The organism is Cellvibrio fibrivorans (assembly GCF_031457055.1).
Lineage (GTDB): Bacteria > Pseudomonadota > Gammaproteobacteria > Pseudomonadales > Cellvibrionaceae > Cellvibrio > Cellvibrio fibrivorans.
The window spans coordinates 459,672-486,221 of sequence record NZ_JAVDVX010000001.1 but is presented as its reverse complement, the minus strand read 5'-3'; the positions used below and the strand labels follow the sequence as shown (position 1 = coordinate 486,221).

19 protein-coding genes are annotated in these 26,550 nt (G+C 49.0%); 4 read left to right on the top strand and 15 right to left on the bottom strand.

Features of this window, described 5'->3' with window-relative positions; translation table 11 throughout:
- Window positions 1–2: 2 nt before the first annotated feature.
- Together J2X05_RS02060 and argH are read right to left on the bottom strand one after the other, a co-directional pair.
- Window positions 3–2,762 carry a PAS domain-containing hybrid sensor histidine kinase/response regulator gene (locus tag J2X05_RS02060; protein ID WP_310068014.1) on the bottom strand — a complete coding sequence of 920 codons (2,760 nt, stop codon included), beginning with the start codon at window positions 2,760–2,762 and terminating at the stop codon, window positions 3–5.
- Between the two features lie 259 nt (window positions 2,763–3,021).
- Window positions 3,022–4,422 (bottom strand): argininosuccinate lyase, encoded by a 1,401-nt coding sequence (gene argH, locus J2X05_RS02055; RefSeq protein WP_349681261.1) that lies wholly within the window; start codon window positions 4,420–4,422, stop codon window positions 3,022–3,024.
- A gap of 156 nt (window positions 4,423–4,578) precedes the next feature.
- Here argH and J2X05_RS02050 point away from each other — a divergent pair, with 156 nt between their 5' ends.
- The 3 genes from J2X05_RS02050 to J2X05_RS02040 all read left to right on the top strand — a co-directional run bounded on the left by J2X05_RS02050 (window position 4,579) and on the right by J2X05_RS02040 (window position 8,987).
- Complete coding sequence (locus tag J2X05_RS02050; protein ID WP_310068010.1) at window positions 4,579–5,706, top strand: sensor histidine kinase; 1,128 nt, start codon at window positions 4,579–4,581, stop codon at window positions 5,704–5,706.
- A gap of 49 nt (window positions 5,707–5,755) precedes the next feature.
- Window positions 5,756–6,496: a LytR/AlgR family response regulator transcription factor gene (locus tag J2X05_RS02045; RefSeq protein WP_310068007.1), complete on the top strand. Its 741-nt coding sequence runs from the start codon at window positions 5,756–5,758 to the stop codon at window positions 6,494–6,496.
- A 142-nt stretch (window positions 6,497–6,638) separates the two neighbouring features.
- Entirely contained in the window at window positions 6,639–8,987 is a 2,349-nt protein-coding gene (locus tag J2X05_RS02040; protein ID WP_310068005.1) for a sugar-binding protein, read from the top strand.
- A gap of 101 nt (window positions 8,988–9,088) precedes the next feature.
- On the opposite strand, the gene J2X05_RS02035 is transcribed toward J2X05_RS02040, so the two are convergent.
- The 7 genes from J2X05_RS02035 to J2X05_RS02005 all read right to left on the bottom strand — a co-directional run bounded on the left by J2X05_RS02035 (window position 9,089) and on the right by J2X05_RS02005 (window position 19,503).
- Window positions 9,089–10,762, bottom strand: coding sequence for a cellulase family glycosylhydrolase (locus tag J2X05_RS02035; RefSeq protein WP_310068003.1), 1,674 nt, complete (start codon window positions 10,760–10,762; stop codon window positions 9,089–9,091).
- 303 nt (window positions 10,763–11,065) lie between these two features.
- Complete coding sequence (locus J2X05_RS02030) at window positions 11,066–11,782, bottom strand: DUF6445 family protein (protein WP_310068001.1); 717 nt, start codon at window positions 11,780–11,782, stop codon at window positions 11,066–11,068.
- Entirely contained in the window at window positions 11,760–12,467 is a 708-nt protein-coding gene (locus J2X05_RS02025) for a SapC family protein (RefSeq protein WP_310067999.1), read from the bottom strand. Before J2X05_RS02025 ends, J2X05_RS02030 begins: the two co-directional genes overlap by 23 nt.
- A gap of 27 nt (window positions 12,468–12,494) precedes the next feature.
- Window positions 12,495–14,051 (bottom strand): tryptophan halogenase family protein, encoded by a 1,557-nt coding sequence (locus tag J2X05_RS02020; RefSeq protein WP_310067997.1) that lies wholly within the window; start codon window positions 14,049–14,051, stop codon window positions 12,495–12,497.
- 163 nt (window positions 14,052–14,214) lie between these two features.
- Window positions 14,215–17,418: a TonB-dependent receptor gene (locus tag J2X05_RS02015; protein WP_310067996.1), complete on the bottom strand. Its 3,204-nt coding sequence runs from the start codon at window positions 17,416–17,418 to the stop codon at window positions 14,215–14,217.
- Between the two features lie 391 nt (window positions 17,419–17,809).
- On the bottom strand, window positions 17,810–18,865 hold the full coding sequence (locus tag J2X05_RS02010) for a FecR family protein (RefSeq protein WP_310067994.1): 1,056 nt from the start codon (window positions 18,863–18,865) through the stop codon (window positions 17,810–17,812).
- The gene (locus J2X05_RS02005) at window positions 18,862–19,503 is read right to left on the bottom strand and encodes an RNA polymerase sigma factor (protein WP_310067992.1); all 642 of its coding nucleotides are present in this window, start codon (window positions 19,501–19,503) and stop codon (window positions 18,862–18,864) included. The genes J2X05_RS02010 and J2X05_RS02005 overlap by 4 nt, the downstream gene beginning before the upstream one ends.
- Before the next feature lie 273 nt (window positions 19,504–19,776).
- On the opposite strand from J2X05_RS02005, the gene J2X05_RS02000 reads away from it, so the two are divergent.
- Entirely contained in the window at window positions 19,777–21,702 is a 1,926-nt protein-coding gene (locus tag J2X05_RS02000; protein WP_310067989.1) for an alpha-amylase family glycosyl hydrolase, read from the top strand.
- An 18-nt stretch (window positions 21,703–21,720) separates the two neighbouring features.
- Here the strand turns inward: J2X05_RS02000 and J2X05_RS01995 are convergent, their stop codons facing one another.
- From J2X05_RS01995 to J2X05_RS01970, 6 genes are all read right to left on the bottom strand, one after another.
- Complete coding sequence (locus tag J2X05_RS01995; protein ID WP_310067987.1) at window positions 21,721–22,530, bottom strand: hypothetical protein; 810 nt, start codon at window positions 22,528–22,530, stop codon at window positions 21,721–21,723.
- 133 nt (window positions 22,531–22,663) lie between these two features.
- Window positions 22,664–23,170 carry a DUF1993 domain-containing protein gene (locus J2X05_RS01990; protein WP_310067984.1) on the bottom strand — a complete coding sequence of 169 codons (507 nt, stop codon included), beginning with the start codon at window positions 23,168–23,170 and terminating at the stop codon, window positions 22,664–22,666.
- Window positions 23,171–23,179: 9 nt separating this feature from the next.
- Window positions 23,180–23,965, bottom strand: coding sequence for an N-formylglutamate amidohydrolase (locus tag J2X05_RS01985; RefSeq protein WP_310067981.1), 786 nt, complete (start codon window positions 23,963–23,965; stop codon window positions 23,180–23,182).
- Between the two features lie 5 nt (window positions 23,966–23,970).
- Window positions 23,971–24,780: a transglutaminase-like domain-containing protein gene (locus J2X05_RS01980; protein WP_310067979.1), complete on the bottom strand. Its 810-nt coding sequence runs from the start codon at window positions 24,778–24,780 to the stop codon at window positions 23,971–23,973.
- A 164-nt stretch (window positions 24,781–24,944) separates the two neighbouring features.
- Complete coding sequence (locus J2X05_RS01975; RefSeq protein ID WP_310067977.1) at window positions 24,945–25,688, bottom strand: 2OG-Fe(II) oxygenase; 744 nt, start codon at window positions 25,686–25,688, stop codon at window positions 24,945–24,947.
- 258 nt (window positions 25,689–25,946) lie between these two features.
- Window positions 25,947–26,468 (bottom strand): BLUF domain-containing protein, encoded by a 522-nt coding sequence (locus J2X05_RS01970; RefSeq protein WP_310067974.1) that lies wholly within the window; start codon window positions 26,466–26,468, stop codon window positions 25,947–25,949.
- Window positions 26,469–26,550 lie beyond the last annotated feature (82 nt).

Genomic DNA, 26,550 nt, shown 5'->3' with positions numbered 1-26,550 from the left:
CCTTAGTGGTGCGAATTGCCGTTAGTGACTTTTTTCTTGCGCAAAATATCGGCGAGGGTGGTGTAGAGCAATTCCGGATTGACCGGTTTGGATATATAGCCGTTCATGCCCGCCGCTAAACAGCGCTCGCGATCACCACGCATCGCCTGCGCCGTAACAGCGACAATGGGAATGTTTTGTTGCAAATTATTCGCGCGCAATTGTCCCGCACGAATGCGCCGTGTCGCTTCCAATCCATCCATTTCCGGCATTTCCAGATCCATTAATATGGCATCAAAGGGTTCACTGGTAGCTTCCAATAATTTCAGGGCTTCAATGCCATTGGTCGCAATAACGGTGGTTATTTTTTTCTTTTTCAGAATGCCGCGAATGACTTGTTGATTGACGATATTGTCTTCAGCAATCAGGATGCGCGCATTTTCCAATAATTCTTCAATATCCGTTGGAGTAATAATTTTCGGGCTGATGTCTTGCAGCAATTGTTCGCGCCCAATCGCTTGGCTGATGGCATCGAACAGGCGCGATTCGCTCACCGGTTTACTTAAAAACTCATCGACTAAAATGGCATTGGGGTCAGCGCTGGAAATTTCATCGCGATGGTAAGCGGAAATTAAAAATACACGCGGTTTTTGTTTGAGGCTGCGGTCAGATTTAATCAGGCCAGTGAGCTGCAAACCATTCATATTGGGCATGCGATAGTCGAGTAGTATAAAATGATAGGGCTGGCCTAAATTATCGGCTTGTCGAATACGCTCTATGGCAGCGATGGGGTTATCTATTTCATCGACTTGCAAGTGAATACTGCGCGCAGTACTCGCGATAATCGTGCGTGCAATTGTATTGTCATCAACAATTAGCGCGCGGATATTATTCAAATCGCGCGGATGGTTGATCAATGTTTTTTCACCCAGATGACTGTGTTCAAACGCGGCACTGAAGGTGACTTTGCAGCCTTTGTTCAGGCTGGATTCGATGCTAAAGTCGCCCTGCATTAAATGTACAAGGTGGCTGCAGATACCGAGACCGTAAGTATTTTTTTCGGTTTCCGGTGTATTTTTGTTAAAGACCAGGCGCTCTTTGATATGCGTCAACTTTTCTTCGGTCATTCCCAAGCCGGCATCTTCAACGCTGAATTCGAGCACGACTTGTCTGCTGGTTTGGCTTTTGCGCACCACTCGCACTATGACTTGGTTGGTATTGGAATATTGAAATGCATTGCTGATCAAGTGACCGAGGATTTGGCTCAGGCGCGAGGCGTCACCGCGCAGGAAGCGCGGCACTTCGGGTTTAATGTCGTACACAATATTAACCGAGCGATGCAGTGCACTGATTTCAAACAGCCGCGAAATTTTTTCAAATAATTGGTCTAGATCAAAATGGGCATATTCCAGAATGACCCGCCCCGCTTCAATTTTGGAGAAGTCGAGCAGCTGGTTAATGATTTGCAAGAGCGAGTCGGCCGCTGAATTGATGCTGGTAAGATAACTCTGCTGCTGTTCATCGAGCTGCGTATCTTGCATCAAATAACCGATGCCGATAATGGCATTCATCGGTGTGCGGATTTCATGGCTGACGCGTGCGAGGAATTCGCTTTTGGTTTTGCTAGCGAGGTCGGCTTGAGCTTTGGCACTGAGCAGCTCTTCGCGCGAGGTCATAAAATCGGAAATATCGGTATTCACTCCCACGCAGCGGCTGGCGTGGCCCTGATGATCGGGTTCAAAAAATTTCGCTTTGGAATGCACCCAAATAATATTGCCATCGCGATGTAACATGCGAAATTGTAATTGCAAAGATTCTTGTCGATTGTCGATAGCGGATTGGTACTCGCCGAGCATGGTGTCCACATCATCCGGGTGAACAAAATAATCGCGCAGGGTATCGAGGTTCCCGGGTAAGTCTTCGTAATCGTAACCCAGCATGCGCAGATAGCTGCGGCTGAAATAAATTTTGTTGGTTAATAAATTCCAATCCCAAAGGCCGTCATTGGTTGCTTCCATTGCGTATTGGTAGCGGGTGTCGCGGTCAACCATTACGCGCAATTGTTCGTGCTGGTGCATAAAGCGGAACAGCCAGGCGAGCAGGCTGGTGAGCGCTTTGGTATCTTGCGCATGCCAGGTGCGCGGGTTGTCGCGGTGTAGGGTCATAAAACCGCGCAATTGGGCCTGCTCGCACAGGGGGATAATCAGGCTGTTGTAAATATCCAGTGCACGCAAGCCCTGGGTGGCTTCGGCCAAATCGTGGTCGGTCGCGGTGAGGGCGAGCGCATTGCCATCGCGCAGTTGGCGAAAGTAGCTGGACTCCGGTTTGAGCAGGAAGTAGAGCCAATCCGGATGTTGCAAGCGCTGGCGGGTGGTATCGCTCAGATCCTGCGCGGCCCATTGGCTCAATAAACTCACACTGGCGGAGTGTGCGTCCCAGCCCCAAAGGCCAATCTCGCGCAGGTCCAACAATTTACCGACTTGCGCCAATACTTGTAAGGGGCTGGATGAGTGCTGTTGTTTGACTAAAAACTTGAGTGTTTCCATCACCCAACTTTCATCGAAAATCGGCCCTTCGGTTGCTTTACCCTTGGTGCCAAGGCTTGGCGCAGGTGCATCCTGCTCATCGTTGCCATAGTCTCCGGCGGCCGAAGCGCGCAATTGGCGAATGGCATGTTGCGCTTGCAGCGACTGTTTTAGCGACGCGAGTTCCTCCTCCAGCAGCAAAATTTTAGCTGCCAGCGCCTCTTCAGACTCTTCTGAATGCAATGATTTTTTACCCATATCCTTTTATTCGCGTCTTGGTATTTATCTGGACAAAAAACAAGCTGCCAGACTTAAAGGCTAGCCCATGTTGGTGCGAATACCAGCAATTGGAGGGAATAAAATGACGAGTTTGGCGTCGGCGAGAGAGGAGTAGGGCACAATTGAGATCAAGCGCTTGACCTTAATTATGTTTTGTCCGGTAACTGATTGAATTATAAAAATTAAAAAAGCCGCGTATTGATTGCAATACGCGGCTTTTTTAATACGCTGCCCGGTTTTATTTCCGGCTTTCAAGGCTCGCTTTGGCGCGACCAACGGCAGCTTTAACCTGCGCTGGTGCGGTTCCGCCGATGTGGTTGCGCGCGGCAACTGAACCTTCCAAGGTCAACACTGCAAACACATCTTGCTCGATTACATTTGAGAATTGTTGTAGCTCGGCCAAGCTCATCTCGGACAAATCCTTGCCAGTCTGTACACCGTAAGCCACTGATTTGCCGACAATCTCGTGCGCATCGCGGAAGGGTACGCCGCGACGCACGACGTAATCCGCTAAATCGGTAGCGGTGGAGAAGCCGCGTTTGGCTGCTTCGTACATTTTCTCTTTGCGCGGTTGGATCGCCGGGATCATATCCGCGAAAGCGCGCAGGCAATCTTTTACGGTATCGATGGCATCAAACACTGGCTCTTTGTCTTCCTGATTGTCTTTGTTATAGGCCAAAGGTTGGGATTTCATCAGAGTCAAAAGCGCCGTGAGGTGACCATACACGCGGCCGGTTTTGCCGCGCACCAACTCAGGCACGTCCGGGTTTTTCTTTTGCGGCATGATCGAGGAGCCGGTGCAGAAGCGATCCGGTAAATCGATGAAGCTGAATTGCGATGAAGTCCAGAGCACCAGCTCTTCGCTCGCGCGCGACAAGTGCATCATCAGGATACTGGCGAAGGCGGCAAATTCGATGGCGAAGTCGCGGTCGCTGACTGAGTCGAGTGAGTTTTCGGTTGGTGCATCAAAACCCAACAGTTGCGCGGTGTAAGCGCGGTCGATGGGGTAAGTTGTGCCGGCGAGCGCAGCGGCGCCCAAGGGCGATTGGTTTACACGCTTGCGGCAATCCATCAGGCGGCCATAATCGCGCTGCAACATTTCAAACCAGGCCAATAAATGATGACCAAAAGTCACTGGCTGGGCAGTTTGCAAATGAGTAAAGCCGGGCATGATGGTATCGGCATTGGCTTCAGCCACTTGCAGCAAACCTTGTTGCAGGCGGGTCAACTCTTTTGCGATTGCATCGATTTCGTCGCGCAAATACAGGCGGATGTCGGTGGCTACTTGATCGTTGCGCGAGCGTCCGGTATGCAGTTTTTTGCCGGTTATACCGATGCGTTGGGTGAGCAGCGCTTCGATGTTCATGTGCACATCTTCAAGGCTGATGGACCAGGTAAATTTGCCAGCAACGATTTCTGCACGTATCTCTTCCAACCCGGTGATGATCTGGTCGCGCTCGGCATCAGTCAGCACGCCAACTTTGGCGAGCATGGTAGCGTGGGCGATGGAGCCGTTGATATCGTGATGATAGAGGCGGTAATCAAAACCAATGGAGGCGGTAAAGCGCTCAACAAAGGCGTCGGTGGCTTCACTGAAGCGGCCGCCCCAGGGTTTGATGGGCTGATCGTTTTGGCTCATGAGCATGTGTCCACAAACTGGAAATAATGAAAGAGATGTCGGGCGCGATTAGGCTACCATTGGTATCGGCACATCAATACGCAAGCTGCCCTGATCCGCAGGCCGCGCATTATATAGCCCAAAGGCTTATTTAAACACTGATTAAAGAAGGCGCTCATGAGCAGCTCCCAGGCCTCTAATAGCAAGGCCCCCACTACCAGGAAAAAGGCACCGCGCCCGGCACCGGCCGAGCCGGCCACTCCGTTTTTGCCGGATTTGTGTAGCAGCCAATCGGTCTTTCTGCTCGTACTGGTTGCGGAATTATTGGCCGTGCTGCTGACCATTAGCGCTTCATCCGGATTGCAGCATTTTAATTGGGACAAGCTCGCGTTAATTTCCGTACAGGTGCAATGGATCGTGGTGTTCAGCGCAGTGGCTCTGTGCCGCCTGCGTTTTTGGTTGGGTAGGCAGAATCATGTGCGCGCTGGTGTTGTCAGTTATGCGTTGGTATTGGCGATAACACTGGTGCTGTGTATTGCGGGGCAGTGGATTATTTACGGTGCCAGCGGTATGGCGTTTGTGGGCGATCAGGAATTCCATTTTGATGGCTGGCTCCTGTTGAACAACATGGTTATCGCGGCGATTTTATCGGGCATTTTGCTGCGCTATTTATACTTGCAGCAGCAGTTGCGCAACCAACAGCAAGCGGAAATGCAAGCGCGTATCCAGGCGCTGCAATCGCGTATTCGGCCGCACTTTTTATTTAACAGTATGAATTCAATCGCCAGTTTAATTGCAACTGATCCGGACACCGCCGAGCGCGTAGTGGAAGATCTCTCTGAATTATTTCGCGCCAGCCTCGCCGAGCCTACATTAATTCCATTGGGTCGCGAATTGGAATTGTGCAAACATTATCTGGATATTGAACAGCTGCGCTTGGGGCGTCGTTTGCAATTGGATTGGCAAGTTAGCAGTTGCAACCCGGCGATAAAAATTCCCAGTTTGATGATGCAACCGCTGGTGGAGAATGCAATTTTTCACGGAATAGAACCGCTGCCCAAAGGCGGGAAAATTACCGTCAAGGTATCACAAAATGATAAGCAGCTCAGCATCGTTATCTCCAATCCCTATTTGTTGGTGAAAAGAAATAATCATCATAGTGATGCATCGGCACGTCACAACCGCATGGCGTTGGACAATATTCGCCGCCGATTGACTGCCCATTTCGGCACGGCAGCGCGCTTATCCAGTAGTGCGGAAAATGGTGTCTTTACCACTTACATTTTTTGTCCGTTAACCCTGTAATCTCCGTAACATTAATAGCGACTACAACTAAAAGACTGAGACAATAACGATGGATATTTTAATTGTTGATGATGAAGTCCTCGCACGCCAGCGGTTGCTGCGCATGGTGGAAAAAATCGAAGGATTCTCTGTTGTTGCTGAGGCAGACAATGCTGAGGACGCGTTGGTCGCCATCACCCAACATGATCCGGATATCGTCTTGCTGGATATTCGTATGCCGGGCCGCGATGGTTTGAGCCTTGCACAGGATATTGCCGAATTGGAAGATGCCCCAGCGGTAATTTTTTGCACGGCGTTTGATCAATACGCGCTGGATGCGTTTGGCACCAACGCCGTGGGGTATTTGCTCAAACCGGTAAAAGCCGAGCAGTTGTTACAGGTGTTGGAGAAAGCGCAAAAGCTCAACAAAATCCAACGCGTTGCCGCACAAAAAGACAACAAGCCTAAATCGGAAAATCAGCGCACTCACATTACTGCGAAAACGCGACGCGGGGTTGAATTAATTCCACTTGACGATGTTCGCTATTTTCTCGCCGATCACAAATATGTCACGGTTTATCATCGCGCAGGTGAGCACCTACTTGATGAAACTTTAAAAGAATTAGAGGAAGAGTTTGGTGCGCGCTTTGTGCGCGTGCATCGCAATTCACTGGTGTCGGTAAAACATATTGAGGCGCTGGAGCGCAATGCGCAGGGGCAGTATCAAGTGCGCTTGGCGGATACAGAATTACGTCCGGTGATTAGCCGTCGCCATGTGAGTGATTTAAAAGCTTTGCTCAAAATGATTTGATTCGATTTTTAGTGTTTCCTCTTCTTGCAATGATTCATTTTGTTAGTGGTTGATAAGTTTGTGCAATTTTTATGGTTGATCATCTGCAATCATTGCTACCAAAATTGTTTACGCAAAATTTATTTGAATTAAGCGCCACCAATTGGCAAAGAGTGATCACTGCACTTTTTTATGGCGCATTACCCTCGACAATGTGACGCTTTTTCCCCATCCCGGGCAAGCGCTCAATTTACTTATCGTCGAGGGAACAATGAATATCTTTAATAAATTATTACGGCAATCTGCATTACTGCTCGGTGCCGGCTTAACGTTGCAGGCGCCTGGCAGTTTTGCTGCGCGTTGTGAATATCTCGTTCAAAGCGATTGGAATACTGGTTTCGTGGCCGCCATTCGTATTACCAACGACACCAATACCGCTATAAATGGCTGGTCGGTTAATTGGGCCTATAGCGACGGTTCTACCCGCACCGGTGGGTGGAACGCCAATTTCAGTGGTAGCAATCCTTACAGTGCAACTGGTGTTGGCTGGAATAACCAGATTAACCCTGGCCAGTCTGTAGAATTTGGTGTGCAAGGCAATAAAGGTGTAGCCAACAGCCCGGCGCAGCGCCCGGTGGTCACTGGCACTGTTTGCTCGAACGCACCGGGCAGTTCAAGTAGTTCCAGCACTAGCCGCAGCGTTATTACTTCAGCGTTCAGTTCGTCGCGCATGTCGATCAGTTCATCAAGCATGTCGAGTCGCTCTAGGAGCTCTTACGGATTGAGTCTTAGCAGTAGTTCGATTCCATCCAGTAGCGCATCAACCACCTCAAGCAAGCCTACTATTCCGAGCAGTTCGAGCGCCAGCTCGGTTGAGCCGAATACTCCACCGGTAGCCGTGCTGGACGTGACTGTCCATGGTATGACAGTCTTTATTGACGGCAGCAAGTCCACCGATGCTGAGGGACCTATCTCCTATAAAATTTATACTGGCGATCCAGAGAAACCCACCATTTTTTATCCCTCGGTATGGAATACCTATCAAACCCCTGGTGAATACTCGGTGACCCTGGAGATTTGGGATAGGCGCGGAGCAACAGTCCGGGTCTCGAAAAAGTTCACTGTGCAACCGGTAGCGGGCAATCAGGCGCCCATTGCGATGATATCAGCGGCGCGTGAGAATCGTTCTATCGTTGCATATGCCACAGCGTCATTCGACCCCGAGGGTGTCCCGCTGTCATATGAGTGGGATTTTGGCAATGGCGCCTATATCGGCGATGCGCGTACCAGTTTCACCGATTGTTTGCCTGATCAAACGACAAGCCAATCCGCACTGGTGACGGTCACTGTCAGCGATGGTGAATTGAAGGATACCCGCCAAATCACGGCCGGTGGCCTTTGCGGCACGGTGTTTGATGTGTTCCCGCAGCCGCAATTTACCTATCGACTCGAAGGCAACAAAATTTATGTGGATGGTCGAAAATCGACAGGAACCACTGGTTTGTCCTGGGATTTTGGTGATGGCAGCGCTCGTGTGGCGGGCGTATTAGCAGAGCATACCTATGCAGCGGCCGGCACTTATACGGTCGAGTTGGGAGCATCCGGTCAGAGTCTATTTGGCAACCGCACTACCCAGATTGTCACGCTAGGCAGTGCGTCGAGCCTTGCATCTTCAAGCTTGGTTTCTTCGAGTGCGCGCTCTGCGACTGTTTGCCCAGGTAGTTCAGCGGGAGCAACCTCGGCAGCTGCTTGTCCGGCACCATCAAGTTCGGCCAGATCCAGTTCGGTTGCTTCAAGCTCTGCGCCGTCCAGCCTGGCGATCTCCAGTGCTTCCAGTGTGAGCAGTATCCCCAATCACTACAATGCGCCGCGCGCAACGACGGCGCCAGTCATTGATGGCAATGCCGATGTTGTGTGGGAGCGTACTGCCTGGGCACCGATCGATGTGTTCTGGCTGGGTACTCAATCTAATCCATCAGCACAGGACTACAGTGGCCGTTATAAAGCCCTGTGGGACGAGGATTATCTCTACTTGTTGTTTGATGTGACCGACGATCGTATCTATGACGGTGTGCGCGATGCGCTGGATCGCTATTGGGAAGATGACACAGTGGAGCTGTTTATCGACGAAAACAAAAATGGTGGCCAACACGGTTACAACACTGGTGCGTGGGCCTATCACATCAGCACCTATGGCGATGTGGTGGATTACACCACATCGGGGCCGAAACTGCTGAACGATCACGTCACCAGTCGTCTGGTTAGCAATGGCAGCAAGCATAGTTGGGAATTGCGGGTTCGTATCTACGGTGAAGATTATGCAGATTGGAAAGCTAATACCCCCCTCAAGTTATTCAGCGGCAAGTTGATGGGTTTTTCAGCCTGCTATATCGATAACGACGGCAGTCCGCAGCGTGAAAGCATGATGGGCTCAGTGAATACCCAGGGTCATAAAAATAACCAGGGTTATCAGGATGCGAGTGTATTTGGCTCGCTACGTCTGGTTGAATAATTTGTTAGCGTTGTACAACGTATGATGCGAAAAAACAAACCCCCGCGAGCAACCGTGGGGGTTTGTTTTTTTTAACGAGTAGATTGTTTTGACGTAAAAAATTAACGACAGGTCACTGCCGGTGTTTCCACGCCGCCGCCATTGGTGTTGGCCTGAAAACCAAATTCAACGGTTTGGCCCGCGCCTATGGTGCTGTTCCAACTCGCCCCGGTTGCCGTGTAGGGATTGCTACCACTGATCGTGGCATTCCATGAGCTGGTGATGCGGTTGCTGCCGGAATAATTCCAGCTCGCGGTCCAACCGGATTTGGTACTGGTGCCAGTATTGGTCACGCGGATTGCACCGGTATAACCTGAGCCCCAGGAATTGCTCACCACAAAAGTACAGCTCACACCGCCGGTAGCGGCGGTGCTACTGGAAGCTCTGCTTGATGCAGGCGCCGAGCTTGGTGCAACACTGCTTCTGCTTCTGCTGCTCGATGCGGGAATAGAACTTGGTGCAGTGCTGGATGTTGTACCTCCTTCAATACCCCAAGGTGCAGGCAGCGCCGCGCAACTGGTGCGCCCAACACAACTCTGTTGATTCTCCCAGCCCCAACCGCTCGCGGTGGTTACACAAATCGGGTAGCGATTGCCATACCAATTACAGGTTCCGCCGTTGGCGACTGATGACGGCGTGCTTGAGCGACTGGATGAGCTGGGTGCAATCGATGAAGGTGCAGACGACGAGCTTGGCGCAACACTTGATCGAATACTGCTGGCAACGCTACTGGTGTTACCGCTGAAATTAGTCGCCAATTTGGAGGTGGCTTTAATGCCGTTGGCGCTGTTGATCAGGTAGTTGCCCCAGGTGCTCAGTGATCCGGCATTCCAGTTGTTAACAATATCCAACTGCACACAGCAGCTACCATTGCCTGACCAGCTCCAACCCAGATAACCAATTCCCATATCCTGCGCGTACTGCAAAATCGCCTCTTCTGCGACATTGCTGCCACTGTGCTCGGCGCCGAATTCACCGACTACCACCGCCAATCCACGGGTTTGGAAACTATTCAGATAGCTCTGCACGATGCTCGCGTTGCTATACACCTCGTACATATGCACCGAGAAAATCGTATTTTTCAGTGTATCTGCCGCCAGTATGCTCGGTGCGTTATCGCGCATGGCGTTTGACCAATCCTGGCCCCAGTTGGCCGCATCCACCATCAACATATGGGTCAAGCCGCCGCTGCGCAGCGCGCGTATGGCGGTGATATGGTCGGCGGTGTAGGTCGCTGCCGAGGTGCTGTTACCAAAGGGTTCGTTAGCGATATTAACGATCACGTAATCTTCCTGGCCGGTGATCGCCGCTTTGATGTCCGAGCTCAACCAATACTCGGTCGCACGGCTGATATGGGTCGCGGCCGCACTTTCGCCATAACCGGTGGAGTCGTGTACTTCCAATACACAGACCAGTTTATTGGCCTTACATTGGTTGATCACATTGGTCACATCAGCGCCGTTATTGCGTGTCCACTGGGTGCCGTTGCTCAGCACCACGCGCACCGAGTTAGCGCCGGTTGCTGCTATATCTTTTAGCGATTGGCTGAGGCGGTCGGAAAACCAGGTGTGTGCATGGTTAACACCGCGAAAGACAAACTTGTTGCCATTGGGGTCCAGCACTTGCGTGCCGTTGATTGTCCAGCCTGCAAAGGCCGGAGCCATCATGGCGGAAGCGACTAAAGCCAGCGCCGTTTTTTTCAGTAAATGGTGTTTGAGTGTCGTCAGGTTTTTCATAGTGGTTTCCTTTGGGCAGCAAGCGACCCTGCGGCTTTTTTGCTGCAAATAAGTTTTATCGTTGGATGGAGGCGACTACATAGCTGCCGGACAATTACTCTTCTGCCGCCCGATGGTCTGCTGGAGGAGTGCAGGCCTGTTGTTATTTGCTGTGGGTGCGAGCTGATTTGTAATCGGTTACATGATATGCCTATGGTGATGTTATTAACAACCCCCATGTGCGGGTAAAGCTGTGCAGCTCCCAAAAATGCGAGCTGGTTCTGGTTAGGGAATTGATCGGGGAGCTTCTGCTTGGATTGGTGTTCAGGTGAAAGAGAAAAAGCTGTTTGCGGTAAGGCGCCCTGTACGCGGATCAGTACTAAGCCCCGATTGCAGGTTGATATCGCCAGAATGTAGTTGATTGCTGCGGTAAATAATCGCGCGGTTAAAAACGACCGGAACTTGGTAGATGCGTTCAAACAAACGGGTATCGCCGTTGATGTAATTGAATCGGCTTTGTTGTTCGTCCATCACTTCTTGTTTGAGAATTTTAAAGTAATTGGTAAATTTTTCTTGAGTGATGGTTTCAAACCCGGTACTGCGATGGCGATAAAAAGAAGTGCCGCCAAAAGATTCGGCACACAGGTAATGCACCATCGCAAACTGTTGTGGGTCGTGGGTGTCGATATGAGGCACCGATTGGATCGGGCGCAAATTTTCTGGCGGTGTAGTGGTGAGGGAAAATGCACATAGGCTCAGTTCGGCCGTGCGCTCTGCGGCTATGGCAAATGTCTCGCGCATCAAGGGGGTTAGGGCGCGCAAGCTCTGCGCTGGATAATCCCCCGTAATGTGTTTGCGCAAGCCGGGATAAAAATCGCTCGCCTGTGCGATAAAACCGGGCTCAGTACACGCTTGCTCCACTAACTGTTCCGGCGTTGCAAAAAAATTATCGATAATCAGCAGCGGATTTTGTTCCTGCCCGATAAATTCTACGCGAATTTTTTGTTGGCTGGTTAACTCATGCATTACCCAAGCGCTCATTCTTTTTTTGGATCAGCGCGTAGATCTGCCCCAGCGAGGCGACCATGGTGTAGATGGGTTGTAAATAACCCTGCTGTTGCAAGGTGATCAGTTGGGTTGCATCCAATTGCGCCAAACGCTCTTCGTTAATCGTATACAAACCTTGTACTCTTTGCTGCTGAGCGTTGGCAAAACTGATATGCAGGGCCATGGGCATAATTAAATTCAGTGCGAGCAATGTTTTAATAAATTCCTGCGTATGGGTTTCACCCTCAAGTAATTCGGCGAGGCGGGATTTTATTTTGTGCAGATAGTCAGTCTCTTTTCCGGTTGAATCAAAAATCGCTTCACCTTGCCCGGTTGTTAAGGTGTGGCTATCAGTGTCGATACAAATCAGCGTCTGGTTATTTTCATGCCCGATAAAAAATGGCTGGCGCATGATATTGAGCGGAGTGTAAATGCTCTGCCATTGATTGTTGTTCCAGAATAAATTTTCACCGCTTTCGAACCCCAGCAGGGCAACGCACAAAAAATTGCCCGTCTCACTACTTTTGGTAAACACAATCGGGTAGTGCACTACCAAACGCAAAAATTCGCTGATCACTACCGGCACCATATTATTGGTGGCGCCGAGGGATTCGATCAGTTGGGTATCGATACGCAGCTGTTGATGGTGTTGATTGTGGAGGGCAACAAAATTGGTCATAAGATCTCCCGCGCGCTATAGGATCTATTAAATAGTTTGCAAACCATGCAAATGGATTTTTGTTAGCAGTTCGCGGTTGCTGGGTAAACTGCGGACGACCTGTTCAATATTTTTTTGGTTTTTACTAAACTGTTCCTGTGCTACAGCCACATCCTGAAGCAAATGTTGGCTGTAACTATAGTCAGTTTCAAAACCCATGCCGTAGAGGACATACTGGTAGCTGGCGGCAGGGAAAACTTCGTTGTTGCTGGTGAAGTCGTGGTCGCCGGGTGGATGATAGCGCCAGAGTTGCATCAGTTCTAGCAAACTGTGCGGAATCGTTGCCGGGTCGCGGTTGTCGCTCCAGAAACTATTGTCAGTGCGTTTGCTTAAAATGTAATGCAATTTTAAAAAATCAATAATGCGTTCCCAGCGATAGCGGAAGGTATCGTTAAACCGCTTGGCGGTAATGCCCATCACCTCCCGGCAGGCCGGCAATTGTTCGGCAATCATGCTCGCCGACAATTCCACTAATACGATTGCGGATGCTTCCAGCGGCTCTAAAAATCCTGCCGATAATCCCACCGCGACACAATTATTTTTCCAAAAAATCTGGCGATGACCGGAGTGGATAGGAATCTTGCGCACCGTTAAATTTTTAAACGCGGCACCCACATAATCTTGCAAGCGCTCGGTCGCCTGTTCTTCGCTGATATGGTGGCTGGAATAAACGTGGCCGACACCGCGGCGATGAATCAAACCTATATCCCAAATCCAGCCGGCGTCCTGTGCGGTAGAAATGGTGTGGGATGCAATAGGCGCATCCTCGCTTTCATAGGGAACTTGCACAGCGAGTGCAGTATCGATAAATAATACATCGCTACAATCGATAAAAGGCACTTGCAAATGTTGGCCAAGCAATAGCGATTGGAAGCCGCTGCAATCGATAAATAAATCGCCTTCGATAGTGCCCGCCTGCGCTGTGTTGACCGAGGCTATATCGCCATTGTCGGCTGAATTGATGCTGATAACATCGGCTAGCACATGCTGCACGCCGAGTTTTGTGCAGCAGTGTTTTTGCAAGAAGGTGGAAAATTTTCCTGCGTTTAAATGGTAAGCATAGTTGGCGACGGAATTAAATTCCGGTGTGGTGATTAGCTTGGGCGCCAAGCCCTGTTCACACACGGCTTCTTGAAAACAGGTTGCGTCTGAAAAGGATTTTTGTAATTGCTTTTTGGTGCGTGCCGCCTGCCAGTGCGCTGCCAAATTGGTTTTTCCAAACCCTTGCGGCAACATTAAGGGATGATAATAAAAATCATCGGCAGTACCTGTTACCCAACGCGCAAATTTTGCGCCCTGTTTAAATGAGGCATCGCACTCGCGAATAAAATCGGTTTCGGAAATGCCTAATTTCATCAGGGTGGAGCGCATAGTCGGCCAGGTACCTTCACCTACGCCGATAATGGGAATATTGGGGGATTCAATCAGAGTGACGCGAATATGTTTGCCATCTTGCGCACGATGGTGTGCTGCGATACGCCCCGCAGTAAGCCAGCCAGCAGTGCCCCCACCGACTATCACGATATTGGATATCTTATTATTCATAGCGCACCCGTCGGTAACTCACATTGCAATCCCGTGTAGGGACATTAATGACAAACAAAAAAATGAAACAGGTTGTGAAATAAAAAGGGCCGCTGTAAAAAACAGCGGCCTAAAAATCATAGCGGACATAGGCTATGAGTTGTTCACCTGACATCTAACGTGATTAAAAACTCGCACGTACACCCAGTGCCCAACGGCGACCACTGTCTTCAATTAACAATAAGTGGTTGTCGTAACGGCCGCGTTTGTGGGTGTATTCCTCGGTGAGATTAATGCCTTCAACGAAGACGGTAATTTCATCGGTAACATCGTAACTCGCACTTAAATCCCATTGCTCGTAATCTTCTACGATGGTAGGACCGTTGCCATTGCTCTGAGTAAGCGATTGCACAAATTCACCGCGTTGGTTGTAAGCTAAACGTAGTTGTATTGGTCCTTGTTCGTAAAAGCCGACCAGGTTCATGGAATCACTTAAACCGGTGAGCGCAAATACTTGTGTAACATCGGCCGGGTCGAGTTCTGCATCGCTATCCACCAGTGTGGCGTTAAACATCATGCCAAAACCACTTTCGCCGAAGGTGTGTTGCACGCCGAGTTCAACACCGTCTACCGTGGCATCTTCGCCATTGTTGGGCAGGGTATTTTTAAATACCGCCACTGAATCGTTGGCATCGGCGGCGCCGGTGTCGCTACCGGTTGATGGGTCGAGTAACAAACTGCCGCTGGGTAATGTGAAGGTTTTATCGGCAATCGTGTTGACAATAAAATTCGCTACGTCTTTTTTGAAATAACCGGCAGATACATAACTGGCATCGCCGTAATACCACTCCCAACTTAAATCAAAGTTGTCGGATTCAAAGGGTTTGAGTGCAGCGTTACCACTGGTGGAGGTGAGGTTGCCACCCTGGCGGGTTGTGGTAATTACTGTCACGGGTGCCATGCTGGTGAGAGTGGGGCGCGTTAAACTTTTGGATGCCGCCATGCGCACAACCATGTCATCGGTTATATCCAGTTTGATGCTCATGTTGGGTAGGATTGCATCGTAACTATTATCGACGTTAATCGATTGTGCTGCACCAAATTGCGCGAGCATTTCGGTTTCATCCAAAATACGCAAGCCAGTGACGGGAGCTTCAGTGCCTGTGACAGTGACATCGGTGGATTCAACACGCACACCACCAATGGCAGAAACAGGCATGCCGCTCAAATCGCCAGCGAATTCAGATTCTAAATAAAACGATAAGGTATCCTCTTCAACGACGAAGGAATTATCACGCTTCACTGCATCAAAATTTTTGCCGCTGGTACTTTCGAGATAAGCAAATTGCGCTTCGCCATCGTGCGCGAGCCATTGCGTTGGCATGCGGCCACTGCCGCTGACATCGCTGAGGAAATCATCGCCCGCATCAAAAATATATTGCATATCTGCAGGAATCACGGGCGAATCAGGATAGCCACAATAGGTACAGTGAATGCCGACACCTTCGTTATCCCAGCGCTCCAGTGCTTTGTCTTCACTGGAGAACATAGTGCCGAATTTAATTTTTACTAAACCGGAATCGCCGCCTTCATCCCAAGTGCCGTCCATTTTGAATTGGTTGACTTCGTCATCCACCGCCCAACCGCGACGCAACATTACGTGTGCACGGCTATTGTCTTTATCAAGCAAATCACCTACACCTGCCGGTGCAACATAATTGGGTGCGCTTGGATCGCGATAAGCAGTGCCATCCAATTCTTGTTGACCGGAGAAAATACTTGCGTCGGCAGTGGCAAATTCACTCGCATAAGGCAGGATATTGTCGTCCACCTGGAAGCGCACGCGGTTGGCATAACCAATCAAAGAAAGTTGATCGCCGCCGCCATTATTGGCATCGCGTTTGGCGTTTGAGGTGGTGACATCAAAATTCAAATTCAATTTGTCATTCACTTGCCAATCGGCATTAACCCCGAACAATGAATTAGAAGTGAGGCGATCAAATTTTTTCGCGTGCATGTCCGTTGCCAAGCCGACTTCCTGACGCAGATCAATGACGGTGCCGTTTTCGTCGGTCACTGCATCGGTGATATTCGGTGCAGTGAACCAGTGGCCATATGAAAGCGCATTGGTTTCTACATCAAAATCGGAATAAATAGCGTCGGTGGTAATGGTTAAATCATCGGTTGCGGCGAATTGCAGCACAAGCGACGCGTTAGTACGGGTGCGCTCTTCAAAGGTGACTTTGTGATCGTAATTACGTGGCGAAAAAATCGTAGTGCCTGCAGGCACGCCCGCACCGCCATTTAATTCAGAGGTGGGGATGCCGACATTTTCCAGCCATCCGTCCATTTGTGCTTGATTTAAACGGGTGTCGCGCTCCTGATGTGATACCGCAAGCAGTGCGCCGAATTTTCCATCATTAAAGACATTGCTGATCAAGCCGGAAATTTGCGGTGTGGTTTCTTCGCTGTTTTCTTCCATGGCGGCTTTCACACTGCCAGCGACTTTGAAATCACCAATAGCAAATGGGCGCGCGGTTTTTACGTTGACAGTTGAACCAACTCCGCCGGATTGCATAGTTGCGGATGAGGTTTTATACACTTCCAAACCGCTCACTAGTTCAGAAGCAACTGTATCGAAACTAAATGCGCGCGATAAATTTTCGGTCGCCATTTGACGGCCATTAATTAATACGGTGTTAAATTCGGGGCCGAAACCGCGCACGGTAATTAATTGGCCTTCACCACCTGAGCGGTCGATAGACACACCGGTAATACGCTGCAATGATTCGGCGAGGTTGGTATCGGGAAACTTACCGATGTCTTCGGAGGAGATGGCATCGACCACACCACCTGACGCGCGTTTAACATCCATTGACCGCTGCAAGCTACCGCGAATACCGGTCACCATTAATTCTTCGACTTGTTCTGTTGCACCTGATGGAAGGGGTGTGTCTTGGGCGATTGCCTGGGTGCCGGCAACGGAGGTTAATAAGCCAATAATAGCGCTGAGTTTATTTTTATTGTGCATTGAATCCAACTCCTCGTGAGACTGATTGGTCGTAATGGTCAGCAGACCCTTCTCGTCAATCTTCACACTGAGTTTGGTGTTTGCCACCAAGAGCTTTACAGCATCTTCGATGGAATAGCGACCGGCCAATTTATTGGTGATTATTTTCGCTGCATCATCAAACGGAAATATCAGCGTAATATCGGCCTGCTCGGCAAACTCAGTGAGCGAAAGATCTGCCCGTTGCTGAGGAATGTCGAACTGGATAATTTTAGCGAGAGAATTGTTTTCCGCCCACGCAGGCATAGGTGTGCCTACCGCGAGGGCAAAAACCAGTAACCGAAAAATTGCCTGCTCGTTTACCTCAGCCGCGAGCATCTTGCTCGCGTGCTTAATAGACGATGGGCAATTTTTTTTCCGCCATCTCAATGAGGACATTTGCACTGTGAACACATTATTGTGATTTTGTTGTCGCTTTATAGTTGTTATTGGAACCCCGCGCCGCACAATATAGCCGGATTCTTTTTTCGTAGTGGTAATACTTGATGCTAGAGCTTAAAGACTTGTGCGCCAAGGAACAAGCGTGGGCGCAATAAACTTGGATATAGTCTGGCAGACTTTTTAGGTGGGCGAGGGAAAAAATTTTCGCGATAAAACAGGAAATTGCTCAACCGCCAAACACTCACTGCAAAAATCTTGCAGTGAGTAGTTATTCGCACCATGATGTATTAAGCGTCAGCGGTGCCCTGAATACGAATCGTTATTGCGCTTATTTGGCACTTAACCGAATTTTATTGTTGCCAATACGCTGGTTGTGAATATTAAAATTTTGTTCCAATGCAGCGAGCAAACCATCCACATCACCTGCCTTAAATAGTCCGGCAATGCGCTCTTGTTTAATGCTTTCATCAATCACTTCAAATTGCACTGAGGTGTAGCGATTAATTTCCACCAAGGCGTCTTCCAATGTTTCGCCGCGAAATACCAGATTGCCTTGCCGCCAGCTGAGCTGCGCAGTGATTTCATTATCGTCCGCTTTGGCGATAGTTTCCTGCTTTGCGCCTAGCACCACTTTTTCACCTTTTGCTACCGCCATGGAGGTGGCGGGCAAACGCTCGGCGACGATTTTTTCAATCGTCTGTTGCACTTCTTTTTTGGCAACCAATACTTTTCCATCTGTTACTAACAGTGCAACTTCGTTGTCATTGCGGATGCGCACATTAAATGCAGTGCCTACTGCTTGTACGACTTTATTGCCCGCGACCACGCTCAGTGGGCGAGATTTATCGTGTGCCACTTCAATATTTAATTCACCGCGCTCCAATAAAAATAAGCGATGATCTTCGCTGTATTTAACGATCACACGGCTATTAGTATTTAACACCAGCAGTGAACCATCCGGTAAGTTCACATTGGAGTGTTCACCCACAGCAGTTTCATAAACACCATCAACAACTGCTTGGTCGCTGTGCAGCCACGCTATTAGTGAGGCTGATTGCGGTGTGGAAAAGCTCCAGCCAAATACCAGCGCAACCAACACCAGCGATGCGGCAATCGCGCCGTAAAAACGTGGTTTGCGCGCGTGTGGTGATACTGATGTTTGCTGCGGCGCTTGAAATAAATCGGCGAGGCGCGCGAGGCTGTCCATCTTGTCCCACAATTCCGCCATCTCAAATAATACCGCGCGATGCTGTTCGCTCGCGTTGAGCCAGTGGCTTAATTCCTGCTGCTCTTGCGCAGATAGTTCGCGATCCATGCGCGCGATCCACAGGCTTGCCTGATCGTAAATTTGTTCGCGGTTGGGGAAATCAATAATATTATTCATGATTTACTCCGCTCTTGGGCGCCCATATTTTTGGCGAGCGATGAGGTTGTCTGGCGCGGGCCAGTGCCTTGCTTTAACTCAGCCATAAATTGCGCGCAGCGTTTAATGCCGGTGGCGATATGCTTTTCCACAGTGTTCTCACTGATATCAAGGTTAAGGGCAATTTCTTTTTGCGAATAACCGTAGACTTTCTTTAATACAAACGCCTTGCGACACTGCAGCGGTAATTGCCGCACCGCTTCGCAAAAAAAACCAAATTCCTGATTGGCCGCAACGCGATCAAAGGTTTCATCGGCGCGGGTGGTAAATCCCACCAGCTCCAGATCCAAATCATCATCCAAGCTAACACTTAAACGCGTTTCAGCGCGTTTGAGGTGATCCAGCGCCAGGTTTTGCGCGGTGCGCAACATAAACGAGCGCGGGAACTGGATCTGCTCCGGCGTCTCTACCTGGCAAACGCGCACATAGGTTTCCTGCACTATGTCTTCCACTTCCTTGGGCGGTACCAAACGCGATACCGCACGTGCAAGCGTGCTGCGCAGGGCCACAAACAGGTTGGCGATATTGTCCTGCTTTGTGTTGTCCGTCATTGGTTTGGTAGTAAGTGAATCGTTATTCGATTTGTTGTTATAGGTCATGGGCTTCAGCCACCAAGGTGATTTCCTCATAGTCCATGACGATGCAGGATGAATATTCCGCCATAGTAGCGGAATATTTTTTTGGCAAATGGATTATTGGGTTATCAAAAGGGGGGCGTTTGAGCCAAAACAGCATAGCAAGACCCGCGCTTCTGCTAGCTGGTGGTCAAAACCCGGTGTTAGAGTCGAATCTGGCTGGTTCGTTTTTTGAACAGCCAATCCAGCATAGAGTAGTCATCGGAATACGGCCGCTGCCGAAGGAGATTTCCCGCTATGTCATTCACTCAAACTATTCTCAATGCGCCGCGCCCTGCGGCTATCCGCACAGTAAAGCTGCCGCGCCGCATGAATTATTTTCCCTCCCCGGCGGATTGGCGCAACGAAACCCTGTATTTCCTGTTGGTTGATCGTTTTAGCGATGGCCTTGAAGCCCAGCGGCCATTGCTCGACCGCACCAACCTTGCCGCAGCCCGTCCGGTAAATTGGCGTTGGGATTTGTGGTCGCAATCCGGCGGCGAGCGCTGGCAGGGTGGCAATCTTGGTGGTGTTGCCTCCAAATTGGATTATTTAAAAAATCTGGGCATCACCACTATTTGGCTCAGTCCGGTGTTTAAGCAGCGCGGCCATCTCAATTCATTTCACGGTTACGGCATTCAGGATTTTCTGGATATAGATCCGCATTTTGGCGATCGCAAAACACTGGTGGATTTAGTTGCGCTCGCGCACAGCAAAGGCATGCGCATTATTCTCGATATCATTTTCAATCACTCGGGCGACAATTGGACTTATCCTGCGAATTTACCCGGTGGGAAATTCCAGCCTCATTACACTAGCGGCCGGCATGCGTTTGGCGCCTGGCGCGGTGAGCAAGGTGAAGATGTGGGCGTGATCGCAAGCGATGAGCAGGGTGTGTGGCCAAGCGAACTGCAAGATCCCGAAAAATATACACGCGCCGGTGCCGGTAATTTAGGGGCAGGTAGTATTGACGATCCACAAGCCGAACATAAGCGCACAGATTTTTTTACGCTCAAAGATTTTAATCTTGATCATCCGCAATTAATGAGTGAGCTTGCCAGTTGTTTTAAATATTGGATTGCACTGTGCGATTGCGATGGTTTCCGTATAGATACACTCAAACATGTCTCCTTTGAACAGGCGCGCAATTTTTGCGGCACTATTAAAGAGTTCGCCGCGAATTTGGGGAAAAGTAATTTTTTTCTGGTGGGTGAAATTGCGGGCGGCGATTTTGAACAAGATCGTTATTTAAATGTACTTAGTCGCAATTTAAATGCAGCGTTGGATATTGGCGGCATGCGCATTACGCTTAATCAGGTTGCTAAAGGTTTGCAGCATCCCTCTGATTATTTTGCCGGTTTTAATCCGGGCAATGCAGTGATGGGATCGCATCGTGTAGTGGGCGAAAAGCACGTATCTATTTTGGACGATCACGATCACGTGTTTGGCAAAAAAATTCGTTTCTCGGCGGAGGCCGCGTCGCCCAATCAAGTGGCTGCAGCAGTTGGCATACAATTATTCACCTTGGGTATTCCCTGCATTTATTACGGCACCGAACAGAGCTTGGGTGGTCCGGAGCTCGCCGAGCGAATTTGGCTGGAAGGATTCGGATCTAATGACCGCTACCTGCGCGAAACATTATTTGGTGCGGAGCATCCGCGCAAAGATGGACTTTCCGGTTTGGATTCGGCAGCGAATCCCTGCGATGAAAGTTTACCGGGGTTTGGTCCCTTCGGAACGGTGGGGCATCACTGCTTTGATCCTGCTAGCAGTGCCTACATACGCATTCAAGCGATGGCGCAGGCGCGCGCGCAATTTCCGGCGCTGCGTGTTGGCCGCCAATATTTGCGTCCGATCACTTTTCTCGGTAATCCATTCGCGGTTTATGGTAACGGTGAAATCATTGCCTGGTCGCGCATTCTCGATGACGAAGAATTTTTAATTGTGCTCAACCCGCACGGCACACAATGGCGCGGTGCGGATATTTTAATAGATAGCGCGTTAAATCCGCTGGGCAGCGTATTGACGGTGGTGGTGAATACTGCACAAGCCGCCGATGCTAATCATTTGATTGATGTGGTAGGCAGTAGCAAACCTGTTAGGCGATTGGCGTCGGGTATTCACTGTGTGGAAATTCGCGATCTGGCTCCAGCAGAGATACTGGTGTTGGCAAACCGAATGTAGACTGGATTATTTTTAAAGTTAGAAATACCAGCCTAAACCTACACGATAGCCTGCAGTCTCAATTTCAACGTCCGAGTTTTTCGTATCGTCGTAAATGTAAGTGCAGTTTTCGCCACAAGGTTGGGAGCCGGGTACACGTTGTTCGTATGAAAGTTGACTGTCGGTGCCAAAATCAAGATAGCTGCGATACTGCCCGATATCGACATGAAGGTTTTTGCTTGGCTGCACTCGCAAATAAAGGGACAGTGTCGATTGATTGGTGTCGCCCGAGTAGCGCAACCAATTTTCCGATAGATTCAGGCTAATGACTTTGTACACGGGCACCTTCATATTCAGCACTATACCTGCGCCAAATTTATCCAGATCAATATTAATGGCTCGCATTGCCGTGCTATAGCTACTTTCGATGCGCATCATGCTGAGCTCGGGGGACACATCAAACTGGAATCGCCCTTGGTCGTCAACATGAAAAACAGAGCGAACAGAAACTTGTTGTAAGCGGTGTTGTGAATCAACGTTCACTGATCCGACCAGTTGGTTACTGTCAGGGTTGGGTTGATCCAGATAACGTAAACGATGCTCACCCCTGCCTGATGCATCCTCTGCACCTGACAAAATAATATCCATCTGTGCATCGCGCTGTTCAATTTCTACTTGGGTAATTCGGCCACCAGCGTGGTTATAGTTTGCTTGTAAATATAAAGAGTCAGCGCTGCCATCGGTAAGATCAAGCCGTTTTACACTCTTTTGCGGTGTAGATGGTACGCAGGCGGATAACAATGTAATCAGGCTGATAATGATGCAGGGGTTGGTTTTTATAGATCGCATAGATACTTTTATCTCCTTGTTGTGGGTACTTGATTGCTGTGTTTTTTCCATTGTGGTTTTATTTTTGCTTTTCTTATAAAGCAAGGGATTTTACCGGTTTATGAAGTGAGTGGTATAGATTGCGGTTGAACAATTAAACGAACGAAAAACCGGTCGGATACTGATGGTAGCCGTCAAAGTCGCCTTTGCTGAGCGGCACACCGGCATGGCGGGCAATGCTATAAACCATGCAAAGGTGAAAGAAGAAATTGGGTAAAGCATAAAAATTCACATATTCATCTGCGGCTAAATCCAATTCAGTAAAGCCTGCCTTATCCTGAATGTGTGCGGGTGGCTGATGAAGTTCAGCAGCAGGTATCGCTTGCAAGTATGTAATTGTTTCATCAAGCTGTTGTTGTAAACCTGCATAGTTTTCCTGTTGGTTATCAAAGCTAATCCGCTCGCGCTTTGCTAGCGGACAACAGGTGCGTAGGGAAAAATTAGCTGCTGTGCGTATCTGCGCGAGCAGTGGCAGCATATCGCTGTGCAAACTGCTATGCAGTAGGGTGGGATTTTGTTGCTGGTGAAGCGCAATTTTCTCTACTATCACTTTGAGTTGGTGCAGGTAGTGAATAAAGATTCCAGTAGGATTTTTCTGCATGAATAAATCTCAATATGCTAAATCAATAGCGCGATAGGCGCGTGCAATACGTGCCGCCCAGCGTTCGATCCCTGTCTCGGTTGTTAATCCGTCCTGACGAATTTCAATCATTGCACAGGGCAGACCTCGTGCTTCTCCATGTGTTGGAATGCTGTAGTCGAATGCATCCTCAATCGGATAGGGCTCGTTAAGGCCGACTATAATATCGCCTTGTTGGACCAATGCGCGATATAAATCTTTGGCAAAGCGGGCATCACTTTTATGTGAGACACCAATATGCCATGGACGCTGCTGATTAAACAGGAAAGGTGTGAAACTGTGAATACTCAAAAAGAGAGTGGGATGCTTGGGGTTGCTGAGCAGGCGCGCATCTAGTAATGCATCTATGGCATCGTGATAGGGAATAAATAGATTCTGGATGCGATCTGCGCGCTCATATGCGGATAAATTCTGGTTTCCAGGAATGACTATTCCTGCGCTCTGCTCGGGAATTAATTCATTGCTCTCGATTGGGCGATTGCAATCAATGACCAATCTTGAGTAACCACTCAATAATAACGGCGCATCAAGTGCTTTTGCGAGCAGGCGTGCGACTGTAGCGGCGCCCGGATCCCAACCAATATGCTCTGCGAGCTGGTCATCACTCAAACCCAATTTATCCAGGCATACAGGTACTCGATTAGAGGCGTGATCACATACCAATACCAGATTACTTTTGCCTTGTTGATTGAATAGTTCAACTGCAGCGGGTTCGGTTGGCAATAACAGTGTCGACAGTGCTTGATTGTCATTCATAGCAGTTAATTTTTTACTTCATCGGTCCACACGGTAAAACGTTTTAACGTGTTGGTGCCGAATACATTGGTGAGAGGGACATCGGTTGCATCGCGTCCGCGCGCAATAAGAAGATGGCCGATGCGCGGAATATTATTGCGCGGGTCAAAGGTATGCCATTGCCCATCAAGATAGGCTTCAAACCAAGCCGAAAAATCCATCGGGTTAGGTGAAATGGGTACGCCTATATCGCCTAAATAACCAGTGCAATAACGTGCGGGAATATTCATGCAGCGGCAAAAAGTAATGGCAAGGTGTGTGTAGTCGCGGCATACACCCAATCGTTCATTATAAGCTTCGAGTGCGGTTTTGGTTGCGCGCGCGTGTTGATAGCCGAATTTAATATGGTTGTGCACAAAATCGCAAATGGCTTGTACCCGCGGCCAACCCATCGGGGTATTGCCAAATAAGTTCCACGCGAGATCGGAGAGCCGATCTGTCTCGCAGTAACGGCTACCCAGTAAATAGACGAGCGTGTCAGACGGTAAATTTTCTACCGCATGTTGATATGCGTTTGGATATACAGGATCGGGTAGTCCCGAATCCCTCACTCGCGCTTCTGTTGAAATCGTGAAGGTTCCAGGAGGTGCCACAATGCGGCTGCACCAGTTGCCAAAATCATCGCGGTAGGCGGTGATGGGAACAGCAGGGTTAGTGATGATGTGATCAGGAATAATTATGTCAGCGGCGCGCGTGTAGTGCAGGTTTAATGTCAGCAGCATGGGAGTTGGCTGCGGACAGTCATAAATTAATTCGTAGCCGACGCGAATATCCATTTTAAATCTCCTCGTATAACAATAGGGTTAAGTGTGCCCTTATCAGACACCTTTTTAACCTATGTTTTCAGTTCGCTGGCGCACCCAGTTTAAAAAAGGCGGCGAGCGAATTGGCGGAGGAGGACATGAGTTGCATTCATCCGAATACAATTCGTCATTAGTGATTAGTCCGGAATGTCCTGCCAATCAGTAATTCCATCGTAGTGCTCTTCTGCATTGGGCAATGCTGTGTAGTAGTAAAGTGCGATTGATTTACGGGTAATGTGTTCGGGGGTATTTAATGGCTTTGGATGGCCGTGGAACGATTTTTTATCGGTATTAAAAACCACCAGTCGATTAAATAGCGGTGAGATAGCAACTTCGCACTGGGTGAGCTGATCATTCCACAGCTCTAATTCGCCGTTGTATTCCTCTTTCCAATTTTTGTTTAAATAAAATAAAACATTGATGCGGCGATACAGGTTAAGTGCTTTTAAATCGTTAAAGTCGGTGTGTACTGCTAGCTTTCCGCCACTGAGTATTTGGTGCAGCCCACCACCGTGAAAATAGGGGTCAGGTAATAGTTTTTCGATGCCGGTCAGCTTTTCTAAAAAATTTAAAAAAGGATATGAATTGAATGTAGATAACATGTTTAACAAGTAAGGTGAAACATCAATCAACCTTGATGCATGGCCTATGCCTTGTTTTTTTGGCTGATGAACAAGATCCCGTTGTTTCCAGTCCAGCCAAATAGGGGAATTTGTATCAGGAAATTCTTGTAAAACATAGTTGGCATGTTTTTTTGGTAAGAAATCGTTAAGAACGATATGCGGAAAGGGCTTTGCATTTACATAAGTGCTGTGGTTTTTTTCTCCCAGGGCTTCCAATTCTTTGATATTGAAAGCAAAGGGGGCTTTGTTGAATAGCATGTCGTTATCTCTGTATTAAGCTGGCTTCTTGGTTCGCATCGTTTTCATGTGCTGGTATATGAAAAATGTATCTACTGTCCTGCTACAAAAGTAGTGATTTGCTTTTGTAGTTTACTATTTTTTCTGAGCAATAACCTTATCCTGTTGTGTTTGCAAATAATGTCATCAATGGATTTTGTTTTTCAGTGCTACTCGGGTGGATTGTAAATGTCGTAAATTGCGATCCAAGTGGCGGGCAATACTGCTGTGTTATTGGTATCAGCGGTTAAATAGCCTGCGCCAACCGGGTTTGGTTGGGGTGCTTGTGGCGGCTGGGGAATGTTCTGTGCTGTGTTCGGCAAGTTCACCAGATTCTTTGGTCTGTTGGAAAAAGATCAGCAAGCGGCCAACCATTTCACGATCGTAACCAAAAGGTGAGAATTCGCTCAACCCGTGTTGCGCTAAAAAATCGCGAAGATTTTTTTCGGCCGGTAAATATTTCATGCTCCAATCTTGAAATAACCGGCGCTTGGTAAAGCCTTTGAGTAAAATTTTGGCATTTTTGTGGCGTGGGTCGGTGCAAATACGTTGATATGTTTGCACCACGGCATCGCGCTCACCTTCCAGGCATTGGAAAAAATAACCATTTCCATAATAGAGCACCCCGCCCACTTGTGCTCGCGCGTTATTGCGGCGCGACTCGGAAAGAATTCTACCAACCTCCAATTCTATTCCCTGAGCTGCACTGTTGCCGGAAAACGTCGCCTCACTGGCATATACGAGTCTAACCAAATCTTCCACAGTTTCATTCCTCTGGTGAGCTATTGTTGCGCAGAGTCCGCGCGATTAATTTACGACAATGCCCGCCAGTAAATCAGCGAGT